The sequence below is a fragment of the Methylobacterium sp. 1030 genome, assembly GCF_040544715.1.
Classification (GTDB): domain Bacteria; phylum Pseudomonadota; class Alphaproteobacteria; order Rhizobiales; family Beijerinckiaceae; genus Methylobacterium.
This window is the reverse complement of the sequence record NZ_JBEPKM010000014.1, coordinates 13,654-39,393: the sequence shown is the minus strand read 5'-3', so window position 1 is coordinate 39,393 and position 25,740 is coordinate 13,654. Positions and strand designations below refer to the sequence as shown.

The 25,740-nt window shown below is 72.2% G+C and carries 25 protein-coding genes and 1 pseudogene; 11 read left to right on the top strand and 15 right to left on the bottom strand.

The features are described 5' to 3' along the window. Window positions 1–44: 44 nt before the first annotated feature. Window positions 45–443: an MAPEG family protein gene (locus ABIC30_RS20505; protein WP_091680423.1), complete on the bottom strand. Its 399-nt coding sequence runs from the start codon at window positions 441–443 to the stop codon at window positions 45–47. A gap of 103 nt (window positions 444–546) precedes the next feature. Between ABIC30_RS20505 and ABIC30_RS20500 the strand changes: the two genes are divergently transcribed. Both ABIC30_RS20500 and ABIC30_RS20495 read left to right on the top strand, forming a co-directional pair. Continuing rightward, window positions 547–1,044: a CinA family protein gene (locus tag ABIC30_RS20500; protein ID WP_331327298.1), complete on the top strand. Its 498-nt coding sequence runs from the start codon at window positions 547–549 to the stop codon at window positions 1,042–1,044. A gap of 32 nt (window positions 1,045–1,076) precedes the next feature. Continuing rightward, window positions 1,077–1,223: pseudogene (locus tag ABIC30_RS20495) on the top strand (FAD-dependent monooxygenase); the annotation flags it as partial. A 325-nt stretch (window positions 1,224–1,548) separates the two neighbouring features. Here the strand turns inward: ABIC30_RS20495 and ABIC30_RS20485 are convergent. From ABIC30_RS20485 to ABIC30_RS20455, 7 genes are all read right to left on the bottom strand, one after another. Next, the gene (locus tag ABIC30_RS20485) at window positions 1,549–2,007 is read right to left on the bottom strand and encodes a type II toxin-antitoxin system RatA family toxin (protein ID WP_020095415.1); all 459 of its coding nucleotides are present in this window, start codon (window positions 2,005–2,007) and stop codon (window positions 1,549–1,551) included. Window positions 2,008–2,022: 15 nt separating this feature from the next. Then, the gene (lipA, locus tag ABIC30_RS20480) at window positions 2,023–3,006 is read right to left on the bottom strand and encodes a lipoyl synthase (RefSeq protein ID WP_020095416.1); all 984 of its coding nucleotides are present in this window, start codon (window positions 3,004–3,006) and stop codon (window positions 2,023–2,025) included. A gap of 134 nt (window positions 3,007–3,140) precedes the next feature. Beyond that, window positions 3,141–3,872 (bottom strand): MIP/aquaporin family protein, encoded by a 732-nt coding sequence (locus ABIC30_RS20475; RefSeq protein WP_331327300.1) that lies wholly within the window; start codon window positions 3,870–3,872, stop codon window positions 3,141–3,143. Window positions 3,873–4,131: 259 nt separating this feature from the next. After that, window positions 4,132–5,637 (bottom strand): glycerol kinase GlpK, encoded by a 1,506-nt coding sequence (gene glpK, locus ABIC30_RS20470; RefSeq protein ID WP_020095418.1) that lies wholly within the window; start codon window positions 5,635–5,637, stop codon window positions 4,132–4,134. Between the two features lie 55 nt (window positions 5,638–5,692). Then, window positions 5,693–7,225: a glycerol-3-phosphate dehydrogenase gene (gene glpD, locus ABIC30_RS20465; RefSeq protein WP_020095419.1), complete on the bottom strand. Its 1,533-nt coding sequence runs from the start codon at window positions 7,223–7,225 to the stop codon at window positions 5,693–5,695. An 83-nt stretch (window positions 7,226–7,308) separates the two neighbouring features. After that, complete coding sequence (locus tag ABIC30_RS20460; RefSeq protein ID WP_020095420.1) at window positions 7,309–8,130, bottom strand: DeoR/GlpR family DNA-binding transcription regulator; 822 nt, start codon at window positions 8,128–8,130, stop codon at window positions 7,309–7,311. Between the two features lie 278 nt (window positions 8,131–8,408). Beyond that, window positions 8,409–8,651 carry a hypothetical protein gene (locus ABIC30_RS20455; protein WP_026605287.1) on the bottom strand — a complete coding sequence of 81 codons (243 nt, stop codon included), beginning with the start codon at window positions 8,649–8,651 and terminating at the stop codon, window positions 8,409–8,411. A 207-nt stretch (window positions 8,652–8,858) separates the two neighbouring features. Here ABIC30_RS20455 and ABIC30_RS20450 point away from each other — a divergent pair, with 207 nt between their 5' ends. From ABIC30_RS20450 to ABIC30_RS20415, 8 genes are read left to right on the top strand one after another with little or no spacing between them, the layout of a single operon-like run. Beyond that, the gene (locus tag ABIC30_RS20450; protein WP_026605288.1) at window positions 8,859–9,353 is read left to right on the top strand and encodes a chemotaxis protein CheW; all 495 of its coding nucleotides are present in this window, start codon (window positions 8,859–8,861) and stop codon (window positions 9,351–9,353) included. Between the two features lie 7 nt (window positions 9,354–9,360). After that, window positions 9,361–10,893 carry a CheR family methyltransferase gene (locus ABIC30_RS20445; protein WP_354456033.1) on the top strand — a complete coding sequence of 511 codons (1,533 nt, stop codon included), beginning with the start codon at window positions 9,361–9,363 and terminating at the stop codon, window positions 10,891–10,893. Next, complete coding sequence (locus ABIC30_RS20440) at window positions 10,893–11,456, top strand: chemotaxis protein CheW (RefSeq protein ID WP_354456032.1); 564 nt, start codon at window positions 10,893–10,895, stop codon at window positions 11,454–11,456. Before ABIC30_RS20445 ends, ABIC30_RS20440 begins: the two co-directional genes overlap by 1 nt. 36 nt (window positions 11,457–11,492) lie before the next feature. Then, entirely contained in the window at window positions 11,493–13,166 is a 1,674-nt protein-coding gene (locus tag ABIC30_RS20435) for a methyl-accepting chemotaxis protein (RefSeq protein ID WP_091977363.1), read from the top strand. 13 nt (window positions 13,167–13,179) lie between these two features. Next, the gene (locus ABIC30_RS20430; RefSeq protein ID WP_354456031.1) at window positions 13,180–15,468 is read left to right on the top strand and encodes a hybrid sensor histidine kinase/response regulator; all 2,289 of its coding nucleotides are present in this window, start codon (window positions 13,180–13,182) and stop codon (window positions 15,466–15,468) included. Beyond that, window positions 15,465–16,532 carry a chemotaxis-specific protein-glutamate methyltransferase CheB gene (gene cheB, locus ABIC30_RS20425; protein ID WP_354456030.1) on the top strand — a complete coding sequence of 356 codons (1,068 nt, stop codon included), beginning with the start codon at window positions 15,465–15,467 and terminating at the stop codon, window positions 16,530–16,532. The genes ABIC30_RS20430 and cheB overlap by 4 nt, the downstream gene beginning before the upstream one ends. After that, window positions 16,529–18,247, top strand: a complete 1,719-nt coding sequence (locus ABIC30_RS20420) for a response regulator (protein ID WP_056531218.1) — start codon at window positions 16,529–16,531, stop codon at window positions 18,245–18,247. The genes cheB and ABIC30_RS20420 overlap by 4 nt, the downstream gene beginning before the upstream one ends. After that, a complete protein-coding gene (locus ABIC30_RS20415; RefSeq protein WP_331327305.1) occupies window positions 18,244–20,130 on the top strand; it encodes a response regulator in 1,887 nt (628 codons plus the stop codon). Before ABIC30_RS20420 ends, ABIC30_RS20415 begins: the two co-directional genes overlap by 4 nt. A gap of 412 nt (window positions 20,131–20,542) precedes the next feature. Here ABIC30_RS20415 and rplQ read toward each other — a convergent pair whose 3' ends face one another. From rplQ to rpsM, 5 genes are all read right to left on the bottom strand, one after another. Then, entirely contained in the window at window positions 20,543–20,953 is a 411-nt protein-coding gene (gene rplQ, locus ABIC30_RS20410; protein WP_020096288.1) for a 50S ribosomal protein L17, read from the bottom strand. A 200-nt stretch (window positions 20,954–21,153) separates the two neighbouring features. Beyond that, window positions 21,154–22,173 (bottom strand): DNA-directed RNA polymerase subunit alpha, encoded by a 1,020-nt coding sequence (locus ABIC30_RS20405; RefSeq protein ID WP_010686165.1) that lies wholly within the window; start codon window positions 22,171–22,173, stop codon window positions 21,154–21,156. 109 nt (window positions 22,174–22,282) lie between these two features. Continuing rightward, entirely contained in the window at window positions 22,283–23,155 is an 873-nt protein-coding gene (locus tag ABIC30_RS20400) for an MBL fold metallo-hydrolase (RefSeq protein WP_026605429.1), read from the bottom strand. Between the two features lie 25 nt (window positions 23,156–23,180). After that, window positions 23,181–23,570, bottom strand: coding sequence for a 30S ribosomal protein S11 (gene rpsK / locus ABIC30_RS20395; RefSeq protein WP_010686167.1), 390 nt, complete (start codon window positions 23,568–23,570; stop codon window positions 23,181–23,183). A gap of 172 nt (window positions 23,571–23,742) precedes the next feature. Continuing rightward, the gene (gene rpsM, locus ABIC30_RS20390) at window positions 23,743–24,111 is read right to left on the bottom strand and encodes a 30S ribosomal protein S13 (protein WP_010686168.1); all 369 of its coding nucleotides are present in this window, start codon (window positions 24,109–24,111) and stop codon (window positions 23,743–23,745) included. A gap of 250 nt (window positions 24,112–24,361) precedes the next feature. Between rpsM and ABIC30_RS20385 the strand changes: the two genes are divergently transcribed. Further along, complete coding sequence (locus ABIC30_RS20385) at window positions 24,362–24,718, top strand: Vch_cass14 family protein (protein ID WP_020096285.1); 357 nt, start codon at window positions 24,362–24,364, stop codon at window positions 24,716–24,718. Window positions 24,719–24,750: 32 nt separating this feature from the next. Here ABIC30_RS20385 and ABIC30_RS20380 read toward each other — a convergent pair whose 3' ends face one another. Continuing rightward, on the bottom strand, window positions 24,751–24,981 hold the full coding sequence (locus tag ABIC30_RS20380) for a hypothetical protein (protein ID WP_020096284.1): 231 nt from the start codon (window positions 24,979–24,981) through the stop codon (window positions 24,751–24,753). A 95-nt stretch (window positions 24,982–25,076) separates the two neighbouring features. Further along, entirely contained in the window at window positions 25,077–25,679 is a 603-nt protein-coding gene (locus ABIC30_RS20375; RefSeq protein WP_020096283.1) for an adenylate kinase, read from the bottom strand. Window positions 25,680–25,740: the final 61 nt, after the last annotated feature.

Here is a 25,740-nt window from a genome sequence, read left to right as displayed (position 1 = left end):
GCGCGGGCCCCTCTCTCGCACGGGAGGGGGCGTCGCGCTCCGCCTCAGGCCACCCGCACCAGCAGCGCGATCGCCGCGACGCCCAGGACCGCCATCGTCAGCAGGATGCCGCCGCCCCGGCAGGCGAACTGGCGCGGCGAGTTCGGGGGCGCGAACATCCCGATCGGGTGCAGGATCCGGGCGACCAGCAGGGCGACCAGCAGCGCCCGGACGAGCCCGTGGCTGCCGCCGCTCGCCTCCAGCAGGCCGACGACGATCAGGGCCAGCGGCACGTATTCCGCGAAATTGGCGTGCGAGCGCACGCGCCTGAGGACCGTGTCGTCGCCGCCGTCGCCGAGCAGCACGTTCCCGGAGACGCGGGCCCCGATCACCCATCCCGAGAGGCCGAGATACACGAGGGCGAGCAGCCCGGCGTAGAAGGCCGTGGTCGCGGGGAAGATCATGGAAGGGCTGTCTCCAGTCGGCGGCCGCCGGTCCTTGAGCCGGGCTCGGCCATGGGTCACAACAGGAGATAGGGCGGCGGCGCCCGAGGGGAGCCCGTTCGCGATGGTCGACGACGCAGAGCTTCTCGCCCGGGCCGAGGCGCTGGTTAACGCCTACGCGGCGGACGGGCGCACCGTCGCCACCGCCGAGTCCTGCACGGGCGGCCTCGTGGCCGGGCTGCTCACCGCGGTGCCGGGCTCGTCGGCCGTCCTGGAGCGCGGCTTCGTCACCTACTCGAACGACGCGAAGGCCGAGGCGATCGGTGTGCCCATCGACCTGATCTGCCGGCACGGCGCGGTCAGCGAGCCCGTGGCGCGGGCGATGGCCGCCGGGGCGCTGGCCGCGTCGCGGGCCTCCGTCGCTGTCGCGATCACCGGCATCGCCGGCCCGGGGGGCGGGAGCGCCGAGAAGCCGGTGGGGCTGGTGCATTTCGGCCTCAGTCGGCGAGATGGCGAGACGCGCCATCTGGAGCGGCGCTACGGCGATCTCGGGCGCGCGGGCATCCGCCGCGCCGCCGTGGCCGACGCGCTCGGTCTGTTGGAGGACGCCCTCGGCGACTGATCGCGGCACGGGAAGGACGGCCCACGGGTACGATGACGACCCGCCTCTGCATCGTCGGCGGGGGCCCCGCCCGGACGATGGCCGGCCTGCTCTTCGTCCGCGCGAGCCTCGACGTCACCGTTCTGGAGACGCACGCGGACTTCCTGCGCGACTTCCGGGGCGAGACCATCCACCCCTCCGGCCGATGGACGAGCCGGGCTTCACCGAGCGCTTCCGCGCCCTCCCCCAGGCAGTCCCGCGTGATCGCCGCGTCGCTGGCGGCCGACGTGCCGGTCCGGGCGCCGCTCGCCCTGCGCCTCTTCGACGCCCTGCCGCGGCTTCAGGTCCTTCCGGCGCTGAGGATCGGGATGGATGTGCGGCCCGAGCACGTGCGCGTGTCGCTGCGGGCCTGACGCCATCCCTGCGCACCGTCTTTGCGAGCGCTGCGAAGCAATCCAGGGCAACGCCACATTCGGAGGCGTCCCATTTCCCTGGGTCGCTTCACGGCGCGCGCGAGGACGGCGGCTAAGCCCGCGCCCCGTACATCCGGTTCGCCCGCCCCTCGAAGGCGTCGGTGAACTTGCGGAAGGCGCGGTCGAACATCGTGCCCATGAGGAGCCCCAGGGTGCGGCTCTTGAACTCGTAGGTGATGAAGAAGTCGACGTTGCAGCCGCCGTCGGGGCCGTCCTTGAACAGCCAGCGGTTCTCCAAGTGCCGGAACGGGCCGTCGATGTACTCGGCGACGATCTTGAGACTCGCCGGATCGAGGGTGACCCGGGTGGTGAAGCGCTCGCGGATCGCCTTGTAGCCGACGCCCATCTCGGCGATCAGCACCTGCCCGCCCTCGGGCATGTCCTGCCGGCGGATCACCCGCAGGGATTCGCAGAGCGGCAGGAACTCGGGGTAGCGCTCCACGTCGGCGACGAGGTCGTACATCTGCTGCGGCGTGTGCTTCACCGCGCGGGTGACCCGGAAGGACGGCATGGTCTTCGGATATCCTCAGGCCGAGAGCGCGGGCGACAGTTTGGCCAGACGCGCCGCCTGCAAACGCGCGAAATCCTCGCCGGCATGGTGCGACGAGCGCGTGAGCGGCGTGGCCGAGACCAGCAGGAAACCCTTGGCGTAGGCGGTGGTCTCGTAGGCCTTGAACTCGTCGGGGGGGACGAAGCGCACGACCTCGTGGTGCTTCTTCGACGGCTGCAGGTACTGGCCGACGGTGAGGAAGTCGACGTCGGCCGAGCGCAGGTCGTCCATGAGCTGGAGCACCTCGTTCCGCTCCTCGCCGAGCCCGACCATGATGCCGGACTTGGTGAAGATCGTCGGGTCGAGCTCCTTCACCCGCTGCAGCAGGCGCACCGAGTGGAAGTAGCGGGCACCCGGCCGCACCGTGAGGTACTTGGCCGGCACCGTCTCCAGGTTGTGATTGAACACGTCGGGCTTGGCGGCGACCACGACCTCCAGCGCCCCGTCCTTGCGCAGGAAGTCGGGCGTCAGGATCTCGACGGTCGTGCCGGGACTCGCGAGCCGGATGGCCGCGATGGTCCGGGCGAAATGCTCGGCGCCGCCGTCCTTCAGGTCGTCCCGGTCCACCGAGGTGATGACCACGTGGTGCAGGCCGAGCTTGGCCACCGAATCGGCGATCTTGTCCGGCTCGCCCAGGTCGAGGGCGTCGGGCAGGCCGGTGCGCACGTTGCAGAAGGCGCAGGCCCGCGTGCAGGTGTCGCCCATGATCATGAAGGTGGCGTGCCGCTTCTCCCAGCACTCGCCGATATTCGGGCAGCCCGCCTCCTCGCAGACCGTGACCAGACCGTGCTCGCGCACGATCTTCTGCGTCTCGGACCAGGCCCTGGAGCCCGGCGCCTTCACGCGGATCCAGTCCGGCTTCTTGGCCTGGACGGGCTGGTCGGGCCGGTGCGCCTTCTCGGGGTGGCGCAGGCGGACCGGCCGCGGATCGTTCTTCAGGGTGTCGAGGACGACGGCCATGGGTCGGGGGCACACCGCGGGGAAGCGCCCCAGGGGCGCGGTCGGGATCGCCCTGACTTAGGGCCCAAGGCCGCGCGCCGCAAACCGCCGCGACGCCGGGCCGCCCCGCGGTGGTTGAGGGTGCGGCCGTTCCGTCAGATCCCCAGCGCCCGGACGAAGAGCCCGGCCAGCACCGACCCGACCAGGGGCGCGGCCACCGGGATCAGCGCGTAACCCCAGTCGGAGCTGCCCTTGCCGGCGATCGGCAGCACCGCGTGGGCGACGCGCGGCCCGAGGTCGCGGGCCGGATTGATGGCGTAGCCGGTGGTGCCGCCGAGCGACAGGCCGATGCCCCAGACCAGCATGCCGACCATGTAGGGCGCGACGGCCCGCGGGATCGCGCCGGCCGAGCCCAGGGTGGTGGTCACGAGGGCGGAGATCGTCAGGATCAGGAAGAAGGTCGCGATGATCTCGGAGATCCAGTTGGCCTTCGCGTCGCGGATCGCCGGGCCGGTGCAGAAGCAGGCGAGCTTGAGGCCGGGATCCTGGGTCGCGCCCCAGTGCGGCAGGTAGTGGAGCCAGACGAGCACGGCGCCCACGAAGGCGCCGAGCATCTGGGCCGGGATGTAGACGGGGATCTTGCTGAAATCGCCGGAACTGACCGCGCCCGCCACGGTGACGGCCGGGTTGATATGGGCGTCGGCGCTGCCGGTGGCGTTGGCCACGAAGACGCCCGCGAGGACCGCGAAGGCCCAGCCCGCCGTGATGGCGATCCAGCCGGCATTCTCGCCCTTGGAATGCTTGAGCAGGGCGCCGGCCACGACGCCGTCGCCGAGCACGATCAGGGTCATGGTGCCCAGGAATTCGCCCAGGAAGGGTGATGTCATCGTCTCGTCTCCCCCGTTCGCTGCTTTTTGTGAAAGTTCAAAGCTTTGGCGAGCGCGTGAACGCCGGTGGCGGTCACCGAATGGTTACGCAGATCCGGGCCGGCACCCTCTCCTGCGGTACCGGAGCGCCCCGGAGGCCTCTTCGAAGGCCTCCGGGGATCCCGCGGCGATCTGGAGCCCTTCTTCGAGGCCGCCGCGCAGCGGCTCCGGATGCGGGCGCGAGTGGGACTGCGCGGGGCGTGTGCGCCCCGAGCCCGTCTCAATCCTCGTCGGTCTTCCAGTCGAAGGAGCGCTGCACAGCCCGGCTCCAGGCGGCGGCGATCTTCTCGCGCTGGCCGGCATCCATCTTCGGCGTCCAGCGCTTGTCGACGCCCCAGTTGCGCTTGAGGTCGTCGAGGCCCTTCCAGTAGCCGACCGCGAGACCCGCCGCGTAGGCGGCGCCGAGCGCCGTGGTCTCGGCCACCTTCGGGCGCACCACCGGCACGTCGAGCAGGTCGGACTGGAACTGCATCAGGGTGTTGTTGGCGACCATGCCGCCGTCGGCCCGCAACTCCTTGACGGGGATGCCAGAATCCTTGGCCATGGCCTGCAGCACCTCGCGGGTCTGGAAGGCGGTCGCCTCCAGCACCGAGCGGGCGATGTGGCCGCGGTTGACGTAGCGGGTCAGGCCGATGATCAGGCCGCGGGCGCCCTCGTTCCAGTGCGGCGCGTAGAGGCCCGAGAAGGCCGGCACGAAGTAGACGCCGCCGTTGTCTTCGACCGTCGTGGCGAGCGTCTCGACCTCGGCGGAATCCTTGATCATGTGCAGGTTGTCGCGCAGCCACTGCACCAGGGCGCCCGTGATGGCGATCGAGCCTTCGAGCGCGTAGGCCGGCTTCTGGCCGTCGAGGCGGTAGGCCAGCGTGGTGACGAGGCCGGCCTTCGACGGGACCGGCTCCTCGCCGGTGTTCATCAGCGCGAAGCAGCCGGTGCCGTAGGTGTTCTTGGCCTCGCCCGGCGCGAAGCAGGTCTGGCCGAACAGGGCCGCCTGCTGGTCGCCCAGGATGCCGGCGATCGGAACGCCCGCGAACGGAGCGCTGGTCTCGCCGTAGACCTCGCTCGACGAGACGATCTTCGGCAGCATCGCCCGCGGGATGCCGAAGGTCGACAGCATGCCCTCGTCCCAGTCGAGGGTCTTCAGTGACATGAGCTGCGTGCGGCTGGCGTTGGTCACGTCGGTGACGTGGAGGCCGCCCTCGGTGCCGCCGGTCAGGTTCCAGACGAGCCACGTGTCGATGTTGCCGAACAGCACGTCCCCGGCCTCGGCCTTCTGCCGGGCGCCCTCGACGTGGTCGAGCAGCCAGCGCAGCTTGAGGCCGGAGAAGTAGCTCGCCAGCGGCAGGCCGGTGAGGTCGCGGAACCGGTCGCGGCCGCCGTCGCGGGCGAACTCGCCCACCAGCCGGTCGTTGCGGGTGTCCTGCCAGACCAGGGCGTTGTGCAGGGGCTTGCCGGTCGTCCGGTCCCAGATCAGCGTGGTCTCGCGCTGGTTGGTGATGCCGACTGCCGCGAGGTCGGAGGGCTGGAGCCCGCCCTTCTCCAGGGCCTCGCGCATCACGCTCTGGGTCTTCGTCCAGATCTCGGTGGCGTCGTGCTCGACGTGGCCGGGAGCCGGGTAGATCTGCGCGTGCTCGGCCTGGGCGAGTGCGATCACGCTGCCCTCCCGGTCGAACACGATGAAGCGGCTGCTGGTTGTGCCCTGGTCGATGGCCCCGACGTAACGGCTCATCGTTCCCTCCCCTAGATGGCCCGAGCGGTCTGTCGCCGGATCGGGTTCGAAAGCGTCAGGCGGCCTCGGCCCTGCGGTCGAGGTAGGCGGCGAGGCGCGCGGCGCTCTCCGCGCCGGTGCGCAGACCGAGCTTGGAGCGCCGCCACAGGATGTCGTCGGCGGTGACCGCCCACTCCTCGGTGCGCAGGTAGTCGACCTCGGCCGCCGTGAGGCCGCCGTCGAAGGCCTCGCCGAGATCCGCCAGGGACTGCGCCGTCCCGACGATGTCCCGGGCCCGGGTGCCGTAGGCGCGGGCGAGGCGGCGGGCGGTCTCCTCCGGAAGGAACGGCGTCTCGGCCCGCAGCTTGGCGAGGAACTGGTCGAAATCGGCGTCCTTCATGGCGCCGCCCGGCAGGACCGCGTCGCCAGTCCAGGACTTCCCGAGGTGCGGGAAGTAGGGCTTCAGCTTCTCGAGCGCGTGCTCGGCGAGCCGCCGGTAGGTCGTGATCTTGCCGCCGAAGACCGACAGCACCGCAGCCGCCCCGCCCTGGTCCTCCACGTCGAGGACGTAGTCGCGGGTCACGGCCGACGCGTTCTCGGCCGCGTCGTCGTAGAGCGGGCGCACGCCCGAGTAGCTCCAGACCACGTCGGCCGGGGTGATCGTCGTGTCGAAGGAGCGGTTGATGCAGCCGCAGAGGTAGTCGGTCTCGCTCTCGGAGATCGAGACCGGGCCGGGCTCGCCCTCGTAGGGGACGTCGGTGGTGCCGATCAGCGTGAAGTCGCGCTCGTAGGGGATCGCGAAGATGATGCGCTTGTCGGGCTGCTGCAGGATGTAGGCCTGATCGCCCGCGAACAGGCGCTTGACCACGATGTGGCTGCCCTTGATCAGCCGCACCGCCGCGCGGCTGTTGATGCCGAGCGTGCCGCCGAGCGTCTCGCTGACCCACGGGCCGGCGGCGTTGACGACGGCCTTCGCGTGGACCGTCCGCTCGGTGCCGCCGCGCTCGTCGCGCAGCGTCGCGACCCAGCCGTCACCCTCGCGCCGGGCCGAGACGACGCCGGTGCGGGTCATCACCGTGGCGCCGCGCTCACGGGCGTCCATGGCGTTGAGCACCACGAGGCGGCTGTCCTCGACCCAGCAGTCGGAATAGACGAAGCCGCGCGTCAGGCGCCGCTGCAGCGGCGCCCCGTAGGCGGAGCTGCGCAGGTCGACCCCGTGCGAGCCCGGGAGCGTGCGCAGCCGCGCGAGGTGATCGTAGAGGAACAGGCCGAGCCGCAGCATCCAGGCCGGGCGCAGGCCCTCGTCGTGAGGCAGGACGAAGCGCAGGGGCCAGATCACGTGCGGGGCGAGCCGCAGCAGCCGCTCGCGCTCGGCGAGCGCCTCACGCACGAGGCGGAACTCGTAGTATTCGAGGTAGCGCAGGCCGCCGTGGATCAGCTTCGTCGACGACGAGGAGGTGAAGCCGGCCAAGTCACCGCGCTCGGCCAGCAGGACCGACAGACCCCGGCCGGCCGCGTCCCGGGCGATGCCCGTGCCGTTGATGCCGCCGCCGATGATCAGGAGATCGTAGGCGTCGGACGGCTCGCGCTGTCGCGGTGCAGCCGCCATGATTCCTCCTGGGCCGCCTTGGTGGCGGTTCGGCACTATATTGACGCGGCGGTCGGCTTTCGCAAGCGAAAAATTGATGTTCGTTACGGTTCGTCCGCGCTGTCGGCGACCGCCAAGTTTACGCCCAGGCGCTCCATGAGCGCGACGATCTCGGCCGGTGGCGCCCGGTCGGTGAAGAAGGTGTCGACCTGCTCCAGGCGCCCGACCTGGACCATGGGCCGCCGCGTGAACTTGGTGTGGTCGGCCACCAGGAAGGTTTTCCGGGCATGGGCCAGGATGGTCTGGGTCGCCCGCACCTCCTCGTAATCGTAGTCGAGGAGCGCCCCGTCGCCGTCGATGCCGCTGATGCCGATCACCGCCACGTCGACCCGGAACTGGCTGAGCGTGTCGCAGGTGAGCTGACCCAGCACCGCGCCATCGCGGTTCCGCACGGTGCCGCCCGCCACGACGATGCGGAACTCGGTCGTCTCGGCGAGCGAGATCGCCACGTTGAGGTTGTTGGTGATGATGCTGAGATCGTCGTGTCGGGTCAGCTCGCGGGCGACGGCCTCCGGTGTCGTGCCGATGTTGATGAAGACCGAGCAGTGCGACGGGATACGGCTCGCCGCGAGGCGGCCGATCCGGCTCTTCTCCGGCAGCAGGGTCACCCGCCGGTCGGCGTAATCGATGTTCTCGACGCTGGAGGGCAGGCCGCCGCCGCCGCGGTAGCGCTCCAGCCGCCCCTCGGCGCTCAGCTCGTTGAGGTCGCGCCGGATCGTCTGGACGGTGACGCCGAACTGCGCCGCCAGGGCCTCGATCGTCACGAAGCCGCGCTGGCGGACCGAGGCGACGATCGCGCTGCGCCGCCCCTCGACACCGGTCGCCTCGATCCTGTCGTCGGATCTCCGGTCGAGCGGTCGTGACATCGATACTCCCTCGCCTTCGTGAGGCCGTCGCACCGCTGTACTGATTGCCGGACGATGTTCGTTTGCGAACATGTTCGGGCGTAGCGGCTTTCGCACAACTCTGGACCGCGCCGCGCCGGCCGGCAACAGTCGGACGGCACGCGTCGACCGGACTGCACTATGCTTCAGGCCCGCACAACCGGCATTTCGCCTGCGACCGGGCATAAAAAAGGCCTGCCGCGGGTGCGACAGGCCGAGCCACCCGGACGACGCCTGCGGCGCGTCCCGGTGTTCGCCACTCACATGTGGTGGCGCATCCGGCGATGATGCTTCATCCGCTTGTGCTTCATGCGCTTGCGCATCATCGGACGCGCGGCCGGAGCGGCTCCCTGCTCCATCGCGGCCGCCTCGCCGGCGCGCTCCAGGCCGCCGCGCGGGCCGCCGGCCTGCGCGCCCGAGGCGTTGTAGGGCGAGTTGCCCTGGGCGTAGGCGGAGCCCGCGAGGAGCGTCAGCGACGCGGCGGCCAACAGAAGTTTCCTCATCGTCAATCCCTGGCGTAGACCGGCGCAGGCAAAGCGCCGCGCCTCGTCAGGCGCGTTGCCGCTGCGTCGGAAAATAAGCGGCTCAGGCGAGACTTGGTTCCGCGTCATCGCGCCCGTGCGGCGCACAATTGCCGGCAGCGTTAACTCGGCCTATGTCGCGACCCGTCCCGGCCCGGCCGCGACCGAGCAACAGGGGAGCGGGTGGCGGTGGCCAGCAGCGGTTCGGCCTATCTCCTGCTGGATGTCGCAGGCACGGCCTGCGCCCTGCCCCGCGGCGCGGTCGCCGAGATCCTGCCGCTGCCGGATCTGCACGCGCCGCCCGCTTCCGGCAGCTGGCTCACCGGATTCCTCAATCTCGGCGGCACGCCGGTCCCGGTCGTCGACCTCGCGGCGCTGCTCGGCCTGCGCCCGGCCGGCGCGACGCCCGGTCTCTACGCCCATCTCGCGCTGATGCAGGGCGAGGCCGTCGCGTACCTCGTCGATCGCGTGGCGGACCTCGCGACCGTCCCGGATTCCGCGGTCCGGCCGGCCGAGGCGGCCGACACGCTCAACGGCTGCGTCGCGGCCGAGCTCGTCCTCGGCGAGCGCCTCGTCCACGCTCTGGCGCCGGAGCGCCTCCTGACCGTGCAGGAACGGGCCCGCGTCGACGCCCTGGCCCGGGCGGCCGCCGAACGTCTCGCCGCGCTGCCGCACGCCGTCTGACCGCGCGATGGCCCGACCGGGGAATCCCCGTCCCGACCTGAGTGCCGATCCCGCCTACGCGCCGCTCAAGGCGCGCATCATCGCGCGCACCGGCCACCACTACTACACCGACAAGGACGAGCTGCTGATCGAGCGGCTGCACCGCCGGTTCCGCGCCGCCGCCGTGGCCGACTGCGCCGCCTACGCGGCCCTCCTGTCGAGCGGCGCGGAAGGCGAGGCGGAATGGGCCCGGCTGGAGGCCGAGATCACCGTCGGCGAGACGTTCTTCTTCCGCTACGCCGAGCAGTTCAGCGCGCTGCGCGCGACGATCCTGCCGGCGCTGATCGCGGCGCGGGCGTCCGAGCGCGTCCTGCGGATCTGGAGCGCGGGCTGCTCCACGGGGGCCGAGGCCTATTCCCTGGCGATCCTGGTGCACGAGCTGCTCGGCGACGCCCTGCCCGAGTGGCGGGTGGCGATCCTCGGCACCGACATCAGCGTCGAGGCGCTCGCCACGGCCCGCGCCGCCGAGTACGGCCGCTGGGCGCTCCGGACCATGCCGCCGGAGGACCGGCTCCGCTACTTCACCCGGCTGCCGCCCGCGCCGGGCATCCGGCGCGAGGGCGGCTACGCCCTCCGGCCCGAATACCGCGGTCCGGTCCGGTTCGAGCGCGGCAACCTGCTGAGCCTCGTCGAGCCGGGGCCGCCGCAGGGCGAGCCCTTCGACCTGATCCTCTGCCGGAACGTGCTGATCTACTTCGATGCCCGGACGGTCGCCGCGGTGGTGCGCGGGCTGGGCCGCAGGCTGCGGCCGGAGGGCTGGCTGCTCCTCGGCCACGCCGAGCCGAGCCCCGCCTTCGCGAGCTTCCTCGACGCCGTCAGCCTGCCCGGGACCGTGGCCTACCGACCGCGCGCCGAAGCGCCGCCGGTCGCGCCACCGGTCGCCCTGTCCGGTGCGCCCGCGCCGGACCCCGTCCCTCCGGCGCGACAGGCGACGGAGCCGCTCCCGGCGGATCCTGGCCCGGGCCAGTCCGGGGCTGCAGAGGCCGACGCCGCGGCCGTTCCCGCCCCAGACCCGGTCACCGCACCCGGCACCGGTCCGGCTCCCGCAGCGCCCGAGACCCGGGAGGACCGGCCGGAAGAGGAGGACGCCGTCGACCTCGACCGGATCCGCGCGCTGGCCGATTCCGGCGAGACCGGAGCGGCCTGGCGGGCGCTGCGGGGCGCCCTCGACCGCGATCCGACCGACACCGCCCTGCGCTTCTACGAGGGCCTCCTGGCCCGCACCCTCGGACGCGACGCCGAGGCCGAGCGGGCGCTGCGGGCCGCGCTCTACCTCGACCGCGGTTTCGTGATGGCCCACTACCACCTCGGCCTGCTGCTGATCGCGCTGCGACGGCCGCACGAGGCGCTCCGCGCCCTCGACAACGCCGTCGCCTTGAGTCAAGCCCTCGGGCCGGACACGGCGCTGCCCGAGGGCGACGGCGCCTCCGCGGGCGAGATCGCGGCCAGCGCGGCCGCGGCCCGCGCCGCGCTCGGCGGCGCCGGCAGCAGGAGGTCCTGATGGGCGCAGGCCCGAGTGCACAGGGCGGCCGTCCGCGGCCGGAGCGGGACCTGCGCGCCGAGCGCGCCGCCGCCCTCGCCCGGCGCGGTTCCGCGGCGGCCGCGACCGATTCGGGCGTCGATCACCTCGTCTGCGCCTGCGGTGGCGAGCGCTACGGCGTGCCGCTGGCGGCCGTCGCCCAGGTCCTGCCGTCGCGCCCCGCCACGCCGATGCCCGGGGCGGTGCCGGCGCTGGACGGTCTCGTCGCCCTGTCCGGGCGGATCGTCGGCGTGCTCAGCCTCGCCCGGGCCCTCGGCCGGCCGGATCCCGCGTCCGACGCCGACGCGGCGGCCCACATGATCGTGCTGCGCGGCGTCCACCCCCAGCCCCTCGCCCTCGCGGTGGACCGGGTCCTGGGCATCGCCCGGGCCCCTGGCGCGGCCGGCGCCGAGGCGACCGATCCCGACCGCTTGGGCAACGAGGCCGCCTCGGTCTATGCCCCGGCCTCCGGGGCGGCGGGCGACGGCCGTCCCGACTTCGTCGTCATCGACCTCCCCCGCCTCCTGCGCCGCGCGCTGCCCTGACCGGGCCGCCTGCCCCAACCGGAGCCATCCCCGCCCGTGTCGCTCTCGATCGGAAAACGCATCCTCCTCGGCTTCTTCGCCATCACGGTGGTGGTGGTGGCGCTCGGCCTCTACGCCCTGGAGCAGATCGGCGCGGTGCGCGACACGACCGACGCGATCGTCCGGCGGGACATGACGATCCTGCGCCAGCTCGACGATCTCGGGAACGACGCGCGCGACCTCGGTCTCCTGCGCCGCACGGCCGTGATCACGATGCTGATGCAGGCCCAGGGGCGCGCGACCCAGGCCGGCGACACCCTGGCGGCTTGGCGCCAGACCGCGGCCCAGGTCGAGAACCGGCTCGCCACGACGATCCAGCTCGCCACCCAGTACCGGACGCAGGTCGTGTCCGCCGAGCGCGTCGCGGCCTGGGACCGCATCGCCGCGGCGGCGACCGCGGTCCAGGGCTCGTTCCGCGAGGTCAGGGCGCAGGGCGAGGCGCAGTTCGCCGCCATCGCCCAGCAGGACGTCGCGGCGGTCGAGGCCCGCAACGCGGAGATCGCGCGGCTGCAGGCACCCTTCCTCGAGGGGATCAAGAACCTCCGCTCGCAGCTCGACGGCGGCATGGCGCTGGGCCAGCGCGCCGCGCAGGAGGTCTACGAGCGCTCGCGCCTCTCGATCTACCTGACCCTGGCCGCCGCGGTGCTGCTGGCGGTCCTGATCACGTGGCTGATCAGCCGCGCGGTGGTGCGGCCGCTCGAGACGGTCATGGCCTTCGTCGGCCGCGTCGGCGAGGGCGACCTGTCCGGCCAGCTGGCGGCGGGCGGGCGCGACGAGATCGGCCGTCTGAGCACGACGCTGAACACGATGGTCTCGGGTCTGTCGGACTTGGCGCGGACGAACCGGGCGGCGACGGCGGACCTGAACGCGGCCGCGGCCGAGATCCGCGCCTCGGCGCAGGAGCAGGCGGCCTCGGTCGAGCAGCAGTTCGCCGCCGTGCAGGAGACCGCCGCCACGGTGGACGAGATCACCCATTCGGGGGCGCAGATCTCCAAGCGCGCCACCGAGGTGATCGCCACCGCCCAGGCCACCGCCCAGACCTCTCGCCAGGGGCTGCGCGCGGTCTCCGACACCGCCAAAGCCATGGACGCGATCCGCGAGCAGGCGGAGGCGGTGGCGGGCAACATCGTCAGCCTGTCGGAGAAGACCCAGACGATCGGCGACATCATCGAGACGGTCAACGACATCTCGGAGCGCACGCACCTGCTGGCGCTGAACGCCGCCATCGAGGCGGCCGCGGCCGGCGAGAGCGGGCGCAGCTTCTCGGTGGTGGCCTCGGAGATGAAGCTCCTGGCCGACCAGGCCAAGGCGGCCACGGGGCAGGTGCGTGGGATCCTGGGCGAGATCCAGCGGGGCATCAACACGTCGGTGATGCTGACCGAGGAGGCGGTCAAGCGCGCGGCGGCGGGCAAGACGCGCTCGGACACGACGCAGCGCACGATCGAGGAGATCACCGCGCGGGTGGAGGAGAACGTGCAGACGTTCCAGCAGATCGTGGCCTCGACCAACCAGCAGCAGCTGGGCATCGAGCAGGTGATGGGGGCGCTGCAGAACATCCGCCAGGCCAGCCAGCAGACCGCGGCCGGCACGCGGCAGGTCGAGGCCGCCTCCGCCAACCTCACCGAGCTCGCCCAGGCCCTCATGGCCCTGGCCGAACGATACCGGCACTGAGGCGGGCGCCCCGTTGGCCGAGGATATCCGCAAGCTCCTGCTCGCCGCCTTCGACGTCGAGCACCGGGAGCACGTCGCGGCGATCCGCGGGGCGCTCGGCAGCGCCACGCCGGACTGGAACGACGTCTTCCGCCGCGCCCACAGCCTGAAGGGCGCCTCCCGCGCCGTCGATCTCCCGGCGGTCGAGGCGGTGGCCCACCGTCTCGAGACGCTGTTCGAGGGCGTGCGCACCGGCGCCACCGCCCTCGACCGCGAGGCGGCCAACGCCGTCCACCTCGCCCTCGACCGGATCGAGTCCTACGTCGCCGGCCTCACCGACGGGTCCGGTCCGGACATGCCGGCCGATGCCCTGGCGGCCCTCGGCCACGTCCTCCGGCTCCCGGGCGAGACGCCGCCGCCGGCACAACCCGCACCACCCGCACCACCCGCACCGCTGCCGGATCCGAGTCCGAGCCCGCCACCGGGGCCCCCCGCCGCGCCGGCATCCCCGCCGGCCGCGACCGCCGCGCCGACACAGGCCGACCCCGCGCCGAAACCCGGCTCCGAGCCGCCGGAGGCCTCCGCGGCGATCCTGCGGGTGCCGGCGGAGGCCGTCGAGGCGCTGGCCCGGGCGAGCCACGATCTCGCCAGCACCCTGGCCGGCCAGGCGCCCGCGGCCGACGGCCTCGCCCGGCTCGCCCGCCTGGCCCGCGACCTGCGCGTCGGCGCCGAGGCCCTCGCGGCCGGGGCCGGCGCGGAGCGACCCGAATGGCGCGCCCTCGCGGCGCGCGCCGGCGCCTTCGCCCGGGAGGCCGCGGACCTGTCGCGGCGCCAGGCCTCCGCGACCAGCGCGGTCGAGGGCGCCGCGACCCGCGTCCGCGCCGCCGCCGAGCGCCTCGCCCTGGTCCCGGCCGAGAGTGTCCTGGCCCCCCTCGCGAGGTCGCTGCGCGAGACCGCCCGGGAGCAGGGCCGCGAGGTCGATCTCGACCTGCGGGGCCTCGACCTGCCGGTGGAGCGCGGCACGCTGCAGGCGCTGAAGGATCCGCTGCTCCACGCCCTGCGCAACGCCCTCAGCCACGGCTGGCAGGCGCCGGAGGTGCGGCGCGCGGCCGGCAAGCCGGAGGCCCTGGGCCTCGGGCTGGAGGTCGCGGTGCGCGGCGCCCGCCTGCAGGTCACCGTGTTCGACGACGGGCCCGGCCCCGACCTCGCCCGGATCGAGGCGGCGGCCCGCGAGCGCGGCCTCCTCGGCCCCGCTTCCGCGGCCGAACCCGACACCCTGCTGCGCCTCGTGTTCGAGCCCGGCTTCTCCACCGCCGAGGCGGTCGACACCCTGTCGGGGCGCGGCTACGGCCTCTCGGTGGCCGCGGACGCCGCCCGCCAGCTCATGGGCAGCGTCCGCCTGGAGCCGCGCGACCCGGCCGGCACCGCCCTGATCTTCAGCCTGCCGCTCTCGGCGGCCCGGCGCAGTCTGCTGCTGGTCGAGGCGGCCGGGCGCAGCTACGCCCTCCCCGGGGGCGCCGTGGAGCGCCTCCTGCGCCTGCGGCGCGACGACCTGCCGGTCGCCATGGGCCGGACGATCGTGCGCCTCGGTGACGGGGACGCCGCGACGAGCCACCCGGTGACGGACCTCGCCGCGATCCTCGGACAGGTCGCCGACCCGGCCGATCCCGGCACGCTGACCGCCGTCGTCCTGCGGACCGGCGGCGGCCGTCTCGCCCTGGCGGTCGACCGCCTGCACGACGTCCGCCCGTTCCTGGTCCTGCCCGCGCCGGATTTCGGCGCCGATCCGGGTCTGATCGCCGGCACGGCGGTGCTGCACGGGGACGTGCCGGTGCTGGTCCTCGACCCCGAGGGGCTCGCTTCGCGCGCCCAGGCCGGGACATCGGGCGGCGCGCTCGGAACGATGGCGCCGGCTCCACGTTCGACGACTCACGCCGCGGCGGCCGCGTCCGCGCGCGCGACCATCCTGGTCGTCGACGATTCGATCACCACCCGGACTCTGGAGAAGGGAATCTTGGAAGCCGCCGGCTACCGCGTGGTCGTCTGCGTCGACGGGCAGGACGCCCTCGACCGGCTGCGCGCCGAGATCGAGCCCGTGAACCTGGTGCTCGCCGACGTGGAGATGCCGCGCCTCGACGGGTTCGGCCTCCTGAAGGCCCTGCGGGCCGACGAGCGCTTCGCCCGGCTCCCGGCGATCCTGATGACCTCCCGCGGGGATGCCGCCGACGTCGCCCGGGGCCTGGATCTCGGCGCCGACGCCTACCTGACCAAGCAGAAGTTCGACCAGCGCCAGCTGCTGGATACGATCGGGCAGCTCCTATGACCCCCGTCCGTGTGATGCTCGTGGAGGACAGCCTCGTGGTGCGCGAGCTGCTGCGCCACATCGTCTCCCGCGATCCCCGCCTCGAGCTCGTGGCCGCGGTCGCCTCCGGCGAGGAGGCCCTCGACAAGCTCCGGACCGTGCGGCCGGACGTGATCTCGATGGACATCCGCCTGCCGGGGATCGACGGGCTGGAGACGACCCGCCGGATCATGGCCGAGCACCCGACGCCGATCGTCGTGGTGGCGGATTCGGTCGAGGATAACTCGCTGCGCATCTCGATGAACGCGCTCCGGGCCGGGGCCCTGTCGGTCGTCGAGAAGCCCGTGGCCACGACCCATGCCGGCTACGAGGGCGTGGCCGGCGAGATCTGCACGCAGCTGCGGATCATGGCCCAGGTTCCGGTCATCCGCCGCCGGCCGATCGGCACCGAGTGGGCCGGCCGCTCCGCCGTCGCGCCCCAGGCGCCGCCGGCCGACCTGTCCGGGCAGGCCCCGAGCCTCCTGGGCATCGCCGCCTCGACGGGCGGTCCCCCGGCGCTGGCGCGGGTGATCGGCGCCCTGCCCAAGGACTTCCCGCTGCCGGTCCTGGTCGTCCAGCACATGGGCGCGGCCTTCATGGACGGGTTCGCCAGCTGGCTCGACAGCGTCGTCGCCCTCCCGGTCTCCCTCGCCCAGGACGGCGAGCGCGCCGAACCCGGCCGGGTCTACGTGGCCCCGGGCGACCGCCACCTGGAGATCGGCTCCGGCCGGATCCTGCGGGTGATCGATTCCGCGCCGGTCTCCGGCCAGCGCCCGGCCGCCACCGTGCTGTTCCGGTCCATGGCCCGGCAATCCGGACCCTCCGGCATCGGCGTGCTGCTGACCGGCATGGGCGAGGACGGGGCCCTGGGCCTCGCCGACATGCACCGGGCCGGCGCCCAGACCGTGGCCGAGCACGAGAGCACCGCCGTCGTCTACGGCATGCCGGCGGCGGCCGTGCGTCTCGGGGCCGCCCGCGCCGTCCTGCCCCTCGACCGCGTCGCCGACCACGTCCTGCGCCTCGTGGATGCGGGGGCGCGGCCGTGAGCGAGGCCGGCCCGGCGGAGGTGCCGGCCCGGATCCTGCTGGTCGAGGATTCGGAGACGCAGGCCCTGGAACTGCGCCTGCTGCTGGAGGCGCACGGCTTCGCGGTGGAGCGCTGCGCCTCCGCCGAGACCGCCCTCGATCACCTCAACCGCAGCCAGCCCGACCTCGTGGTGGCCGATTACCACCTGCCGGGCATGAACGGCGACGAGCTGATCCGGCAGATGCGCCTGTCGCTGCGCACCCGGGCCCTGCCGGTCCTGATGCTGACCGGCGGCAGCGGCGGCGAGCGCCAGGGTCTGGAGAGCGGCGCCGACGCCTACCTGCCGAAATCCGCCGACCGCGACCTGATGATCCTGCGCATCCGCGCCCTGCTGCGCGAGCGCCGGCCGACGACCGACGGCGAGGGACCGGGCGCCGCCGCGTTCCGGCGCGGGCGGGTCCTGGTGATCGACGGCAGCGCCACCTACCGGACGTTCCTGGCCGGCGTGATGGGCCAGGACGGCCACCACGTGGCGAGCGTCGACGGGCCGGAGGCGGCCCTGGCCGCCCTGGACGCGGCCGCCGGCGACGAGGCCTTCGACTGCGTGACGGTCGATCTCCTGGGGCACGCCTATGACGGCCTCGCCCTGTGCCGGGCGATCAGCCAGCGGCGCTCGGGACAGGCGGCCGGCGCGGGCTTCCACCTCGTCGGCATCGCCGGCAGCGATCCCGCCAAGGACTTCCTCGTCGAAGCCTACGCGGCCGGCGCCGACGACGTGGTCTCGAAGACCGACGCCGAGGTCCTGGCCCTGCGGGTCCGCGGCTTCGTGCGGCGGCGGCTCCTGGAGGAGGACGACCGGCGCATCGCCGGCCAGTTCGGCGAGCGCGAGCGGGCGGTGGAGCGCGCCCGCGCGGAGGCCGACGCGGCCGAGGCCCGAGCGGGCCTCGCCGACGCCCTGGAGCGGGCCAACCGCGACCTCGCCGACGCCAACCGCCAGCTCACCGAGGCGCAGTCCAAGCTCGTCCAGGCCGCCAAGATGGCCTCGCTCGGCGAGCTGGTGGCGGGGATCGCCCACGAGATCAACAATCCCCTGGCCTTCATCCTGGCCCACCAGGGCACCGTCGAGCGCCTGCTCGGCGAGTTGCCGGGCGCCGCTCCGGAGGCCGCCACCCGCGCCATCGACAAGGCCCGGCAGCGGGTCGGCTCGATGCGGATGGGGCTGACCCGCATCCAGGATCTGGTGCTGAACCTCCGGAAGTTCTCGCGCCTCGACGAGGGCGAGCGCGCCCTGGTCAACGTGCCGGAGGCGATCGAGACGGTGCTCGCGCTGATCCAGCACAAGCTCGGCGAGCGCATCGCCGTGGAGCGCAGCTTCACGGGCCGCGCCGAGATCCACTGCACCCCGGCGCTGCTCAATCAGGTGGTGATGAACATCCTGGGCAACGCCGCCGACGCCATGCCGGAGGGCGGCACGATCCGGATCACGACCCAGTCGAACCCCGAACTCGACGAGATTCGCATCAGCGATACCGGGCCCGGCATCCCGGATACGCTGCGTGAGAAGATCTTCGAGCCGTTCTTCACGACGAAACCGGTCGGATCCGGCACGGGCCTGGGTCTTGCGATTGCCTACAGCGTCGTTCAAGCGCATAGCGGCTCGCTCACCGTGGAGACGGCCCCGGGTGGGGGAGCCTGCTTCGTGATCGGGATTCCGCGGCAGGCGGCCAGTGCATGAGTGACGGTACGGCAGGTGTAGGAACGATCCTGGCCGTCGACGACGAGCCGGACATCCTGATCGCCCTGGAGGACCTGTTCGAGGATTCCTACCGGGTTCTGACGACCTCGCGCCCGGCCGAGGCGCTGGAGATCCTGCGCGCCGAACCCGACATCGCCGTCGTGCTCTCGGACCAGCGGATGCCGGGCCTCACCGGCGACGCGCTCCTCGCCGAGGCCCGCAGCTTCCACGACGCGCAGGCGATCCTGCTGACCGGCTACGCCGACATCACCGCGGTGATCGCCGCCCTCAACCGCGGCGGCATCGTCGGCTACGTCACCAAGCCCTGGGACGCGGGCCTGCTCCGTTCCACCGTCCGGCAGGCCTTCGAGCGCCACCGCCTCGGCCGAGACCTCGCCACCGAGCGGGCTCTCCTGCGCGGCCTCCTCGACCACGCCCAGGACGCGATCAGCTTCAAGGACGCGGAGGGCCGCTTCGTCCGGCTGAACGGCCGCAAGGCCGCCCTGCTCGGCCACGACGTCGCCGCCAGCCTCGGGCGGCGTGAGGACGAACTTCTCGGCCCGAAGGCCGAGCCCGTGACGGCGGCGGACGCGGCCGCGATCCGGTCCGGGGCGGTGGTCGAGAGCCTGATCAGCGACGGCCCGACCGGCGCCGAGCAGTGGAGCCACGTGACGCGGGTGCCGATCCGCGACGCGGGCGGGGCGATCAGCCACCTCGCGACGATCGAGCGCGACGTGACCGAGCAGCGGACCCTGGAGGCGCGCCTGCGCCAGTCCGACAAGATGCAGGCGCTGGGCACCCTCGCGGGCGGCATCGCGCACGATTTCAACAACCTGCTGACCGCGATCCTCGGCAGCCTCGAGCTCGCCGGCCCGAAGGTCGCCGACCAGCCGCGGGTCCAGCGCCTGATCGAGAACGCCCGCGGCGCCGCCGAGCGCGGGGCGTCCCTGACCAAGCGCCTCCTGAGCTTCAGCCGCGCCCACGACCTCCAGGCGCGCGCCGTCGACGTGAACACCCTGATCTCCGGGATGAGCGACCTGTTCGGACGCAGCCTCGGCGGCCTCGTGACGGTCCGGACCGACCTCGCGGACGGACTGCCGGCGGTTCAGGTCGATCCGGACCAGCTCGAACTCGCCGTGCTCAACCTCTGCATCAACGCCCGCGACGCCATGCCGGACGGGGGGGCGATCACGGTCGCGACGCGCCGGCTCGCCATCAGCGGCGATCCCGAGATCGCCGACGGCACCTATCTCGGCATCAGCGTCACCGACGAGGGCACCGGCATCCCGGAGGAGATCCTGCGCCGGGTCTGCGAGCCGTTCTTCACCACCAAGGCCGTCGGCCAGGGCACCGGGCTCGGCCTCGCCATGGTGTTCGGCCTCGCGCAGCAATCCAAGGGCCGGCTGGCGATCGACAGCGTGGTCGGTCGGGGCACCCGCGTGGAGCTCGCCCTCCCCTTCGCCGATCAGGCGCCCGAGCAGGCGCCCGAGGCCGCCGGCACCGTCCCGGTCGCCGGCCGGCGGGCCCGCGTCCTGATCGTCGACGACGATTCGCAGGTGCGCCACGTGACGGCCTCGTTCCTCACCGGCTTCGGCCACAGCACCACGGAAGCCGGCGACGGCGAGGCCGCGCTCCGGCTCCTCGAGGCGGACCTCTACGACATCGTCGTCGCCGACCTCGCCATGCCCGGCATGAGCGGCATCGAGCTGGCCGCCGAGATCCGCGAGCGCGATCCGCGCCTGCCGGTCCTGATCCTTACCGGACATGCCGAGGCGATGCAGATCCCCGACGACCTGCCGGTGCTCACGAAGCCGTTCCGCTCCGCGGACCTCGCGGCCCGCGTCGCCACGCTGCTTGACGGCGGAGCCGGACCCGTCGGCTGACGGGGGCTTGCAACCAATCGGTTGCCGGCTCATTCTCTCCTCGTGGGGCCCGCAGGCCCCGGGTTACGAAGAGGAGGTGGACCATGAGCAATCACGGCATCTTCCCGCGCCGCAGGCGTGACAACGATCTCGACCAGGACGGTCCACCGGACGAGTCCCGGCAGGGATAGGGGTTTTCGGAGCGCGGCGCGGTCGAGTTCCCGGCCTGTCTGAGACGGGCCGCCAGGGCGAGCTCCCGCGACCATCCGAGACGTGGACCCTGCTTCAGACCCGTCGGCGCGAGCCGGCGGGTTTTTTTGTTGTTCGCGCGTCGTCATGGCGATCGCGGCGAGGAGCCGAAACGCGAGAAGCCGCCCCGGAGGGTCCGGGACGGCTTCTCAAAGACTAGGAGCGACGGGGCGCTCCGTGCCGATCAGGCGGCTTCGGAGACCTGGCTCGGACCGGAATCCTTTCCGCGAGCCTCGACGTCGCGGTCGACGAACTCGATCACCGCGAGCGGGGCGTTGTCGCCCTGGCGGAAGCCCGCCTTCATGATCCGGCAGTAGCCGCCCGGACGGCCCTTGTAGCGCGGGCCGAGGACGGTGAAGAGCTTCTTGACCATGTCGGCGTCGCGGAGCTGCGCCATGGCGAGGCGGCGGGTGTGGACGCTGTCGATGCGGCCCAGCGTGATCAGCTTCTCGACGACCGGACGCAGGTCCTTCGCCTTCGGCAGGGTGGTGATGATCTGCTCGTGCTTGATCAGCGCGGCGGACATATTGGCGAACATCGCCTTGCGATGCTCGGCGGTGCGGTTGAAACGGCGGCCGCGGTAGGCGTGACGCATGGTGCTGGCTTCCTTCTCGTCTCGGCCGCCGTGCCACGGTACGGCCGGGTGCCCCGGGAACGGGGCGGTTGATGTCCGCGTAACCCCGCGGCGGGATTCGTTCGGGACTTGGCGTCGTCGCCGCGGGTCCCGGGCCTGGATGGGCCGAACCGGCGGCGCGGTGCGGCGCCGCCCGGTTCAGCTCGAGGCGGCTTCGCCTCTCAGTAGTGTTCCTCGAAGCGCTTGGCGAGATCCTCGATGTTCTCCGGCGGCCAGCCGGGGATGTCCATGCCGAGATGCAGGCCCATGCCGGCGAGCACTTCCTTGATCTCGTTGAGCGACTTGCGGCCGAAGTTCGGGGTCCGCAGCATTTCGCCCTCGGACTTCTGGATGAGGTCGCCGATGTAGACAATGTTGTCGTTCTTCAGGCAGTTCGCCGAGCGGACCGACAGCTCCAGCTCGTCGACCTTCTTGAGCAGCGCCGGGTTGAAAGGAAGCTGCGGCGCGAGCGGCGCGGCCTCTTCCTTGCGCGGATCCTCGAAGTTCACGAAGACCTGCAGCTGGTCCTGGATGATGCGCGCCGCGTAGGCGAGCGCGTCCTCCGGAGAGACCGCGCCGTTGGTCTCGACCGTCATGGTCAGCTTGTCCTTGTCGAGATCCTGGCCCTCGCGGGTCGTCTCGACGCGGTAGCTGACCTTGGTGACCGGCGAGAACAGCGAGTCGACCGGGATCAGGCCGATCGGCGCGTCCTCGGGACGGTTGCGCTCGGCCGGGACGTAGCCCTTGCCGGTTGCGACCGTGAACTCCATGCGGATCTCGGCGCCGTCGTCGAGGGTGCAGATCACGAGGTCGGGGTTCAGGATCTGGATGTCGCCGACCGTGCCGATGTCACCGGCGGTGACGAGGCCCGGGCCGGTCTTGCGCAGGGTCATGCGCTTGGGCGCGTCGGTCTGCGAGCGGATCGCGATGGTCTTGATGTTGAGGACGATGTCGGTGACGTCCTCGCGCACGCCCGGGATCGACGAGAACTCGTGCAGCACGCCGTCGATCTGCACCGAGGTCACGGCCGCGCCCTGGAGCGACGACAGGAGCACGCGGCGCAGGGCGTTGCCCAGCGTCGTGCCGAAGCCGCGCTCGAGCGGCTCGGCGACGACCGTGGCGACCCGCTTCGGGTCGTCGCCGGTCGTGACCTGCAGCTTGTTCGGCTTGATCAGTTCCTGCCAATTCTTCTGAATGACCACGATCCTACCTCTCGTCCTTGCCCGGGATCCGCGACGCCCGTCCCCGCGCTTCGGCCACTCGGTGCCGCCCCCTGGCGCCCCGAACGGTCCCTGAAATCCGTATCCGCCGTTACTCGCCGCCGACCCACAGCACCGGCACGAAGCTGTAGCCAGCCCCATCCCGATCCACGTAGCCGAGCGCCGGGAACTCGAGATGGCCGCCGGCGATGAGCGTGCGCTCGCGGGCCACCTCGTCCAGGATCCGCTTGCGCGTCTCCCGCGCTTGGTCGCCGTCGACGTCGAAGCCGACGCCGGCCTCCGGGTTCTTGAACTGGATCGCCGGCAGGTGCACCACGTCGGTCCACATCATCAGCGCCTGTCCACCGGAGACGATGCGGAAACCGCAATGGCCCGGCGTGTGGCCGGGAAGAGGGACCGCCGTGATCCCCGGAAGGACCTCGCCGCCGCGGTGCTCGCGCACCTTGCCGGCGTAGGGAGCCAGGGACTTGCGGGCGCCCTCGAAGTAGGGCTTCGCGGCCTCCGGCGCCTTGGCCAGGGCCTCGTCCGGAAGCCAGTGCGCCGCCTCGTCGGCGTGCAGCACGATCTCGGCGTTCGGGTAGCGCGCCGCGCCGTCCTTCACGAGACCGCCGACATGGTCGGGGTGCAGGTGACTGACCAGCACCGTGCCGATCTCCTCCGGCGCGACGCCGGTCAGCGCGAGCGCTGCACCGGCGCGACCCAGGGTCGGTGCCGGGGCGAGGTCGCCGTAGCCCGTGTCGATCAGGGTCGGCTTGAGGCCCGGACCCGTGATCAGGAAGGCGTTCAGCGTGATCTTGGGCTGCTCCGTGCGGAAACCCGCCACTTGGAGCCGCCCGGCCTCCTCCTTGGAGATGCCCGTGACGAGATCGAGGCTGGCCTGAAACCAGCCGTCATTGAGCGCGGTGACCGTGAGGTCCCCGAGGTTCCAACGCAGCACGCCCGGAAGCGGCTTCGATCCCGTCATGAACTTCTCCGTCAAGAGGCTTCGATCAGACGCGGCGGCGCTTGCGCGGCCGGCAGCCGTTGTGCGGGATCGAGGTGACGTCGCGGATCGAGGTCACCGTGAAGCCCGCGGCCTGCAGGGCGCGGAGCGCCGACTCGCGGCCCGAACCCGGACCCGACACCTCGACCTCGAGGGTGCGCATGCCGTGCTCGGCGGCCTTGCGGCCAGCATCCTCTGCGGCGACCTGGGCGGCGTACGGGGTCGACTTGCGCGAACCCTTGAAGCCCATCGCACCGGCGGACGACCACGAGATCGTGTTGCCCTGCGCGTCCGTGATGGTGATCATCGTGTTGTTGAACGAGGCGTTCACGTGGGCGACGCCCGACACGATGTTCTTGCGCTCGCGGCGGCGGACGCGTTGCGGTTCCTTAGCCATTCTGGTCTCACTCTTCCTTCAGGCACGCCCGTAACACCAGGCGCTCGGGATTCTTTTTGGGACTTGGCCGGAGCACCCGTGCAGGGCGGTCGAGCCGGCGCCGGACCCGTTGCGGGATACCTGGCGCGACGGGAAGGAGGCCGAGCGGAGCACGGCCTCCCAGTTCCAAAACTTACTTCTTCTTGCCGGCGATCGGCTTCGCCTTGCCCTTGCGGGTGCGGGCGTTGGTGTGGGTGCGCTGGCCGCGGACCGGCAGCTGCTTGCGGTGACGCAGACCGCGATAGGCGCCGAGATCCATCAGGCGCTTGATGTTCATCGAGACTTCGCGGCGCAGGTCGCCCTCGACGAGATAGTCGCGATCGATCGTCTCGCGGATCGACAGAACCTCGGCGTCGGTCAGCTGGTTGACGCGACGCTCGGCAGGGATGTTCACCTTCTGGGTGATTTCCTCGGCCTTCTTGGCGCCGATGCCGTGGATGTACTGGAGCGCGATGACGACGCGCTTGTTGGTCGGGATGTTGACGCCTGCGATACGGGCCACGATCACTCTCCATATGGGACCCGGGGATCCGGGCCGCTGTCGCGCGCGTCCGGTGGAGGCCGGCCCCTGCGCACGTGAAACGACGACGCGGCCCGCGGGCGGCCCTGGACAGGGCACCTCGGACCATCGTTCGGTTGGACGAAGGAGGGCCTGCTAGCGCGCGGGCGGCCCGTTGTCAACGACGGGTCGGCACGGCCTCGCCCCGTCACGCGCGCGTCGGGGCGCCCTGGGATCTGATCGAGGAGCGGAGATGGCGGTTCTGACGAGCGACGGCGCGACCCTGCGGGCCTTCGCCGATTCGGTGCTGCGCGCCGCCGAGGAGACCCTGGAGGAGGTCATGCCGGTGACGCTGGCGGTGATCGGCGGCGTTCTCGCCGAGGCGGAGCCTGGCTCGGTCGCGCTGCAGGACGCGGATGGCGGTCCGCCCCTGCTCTGGGCGACCTTCGCCGGTCGCCGCATGGTGTTCCGCTACAACACGATGACGGCGATGATCGAGCTGCGCGACGGCACCGCGGAGGGCTACCCGCTCCGGCTGTTCGGCCACCGGTCGCTCCAGATGGACGTCGTCAATTTCTTCGGCAGCCTCCGCAGGGAGGGCCGGATCTGAGCAACGCCCCCGACGGGCGGCCCGCCCGCGCCTCAGCGAAAGCCCTGATTCCGCAGCCGGCAAGTGCGGCCCATGTCCTGGTAGCCCGCCGGGCAGCGGCGGGCGCAAGTCCCCGCCAGATACTTCAGCGGCGGCCGGCAGGCGTTGCGGAACCGCTTCTGGCCGTACACGAAGGACTGGGCCGGACTCTGCGCGAAGGCCGGCAGCGGCGGGAGGGCCACCGCGAGCAGGAGGGAGGCGGTGGCGAGGAGGCGGACGGTCATGGCGTTTCCGATCGTGGACCCGCCCCATAACCCCCAGGGACACCGCCGGGTTCACGGGCGCGCTGAAACGGCCGGTCAGCGCGCCGCGATCGCCCTCAGGAGGCGACGCGCTCCTCGTGCGGCTCCAGTGTCGCCATCAGGTCGGCCGTGACCTTGTCGATCGGCTGCATGCCGTCGATGGTCTCCAGCATGCCCTTCTGCGCGTAATAGGCGGAGAGGGGCGCCGTCTGGGCGCGGTATGCCTCAAGCCGCTGCTTGAACACCTCGGGGGTGTCGTCCTTCCGCACGGCCTGGCCGCGGGCCAGGGTCTCGGCGGCGCGCTTCTCGATGCGGCCGACTAGGGCGTTCTCGTCGACCTTCAGCTCGATGACGGCGGAGAGGCTCAAGCCCTTGCTCGCCAGCATCTCGCTGAGCGCTTCCGCCTGTGCGACCGTGCGCGGGAAGCCGTCGAGGATGAAGCCGCGGCGGGCATCCGGCTCCTCGATCCGGTCGGCGACGATGCCGACCACGATCCGGTCTGAGACGAGACCGCCGGATTCCATCACCGCCTTGGCCTCGAGGCCGACCGGCGTGCCGGCGGCCACTGCGGCGCGCAGCATGTCCCCCGTCGACAGCTGCGGGATGCCGAAGCGCTGTACGATCCGCTCGGATTGCGTCCCCTTCCCCGCACCGGGCGGCCCGAGCAGAATGATGCGCATGGCGTTGTCCTCGTTCGGCCCACTCTCTCAGTGGGCACAAGCCGTGGTGGCGAAGCCTCCC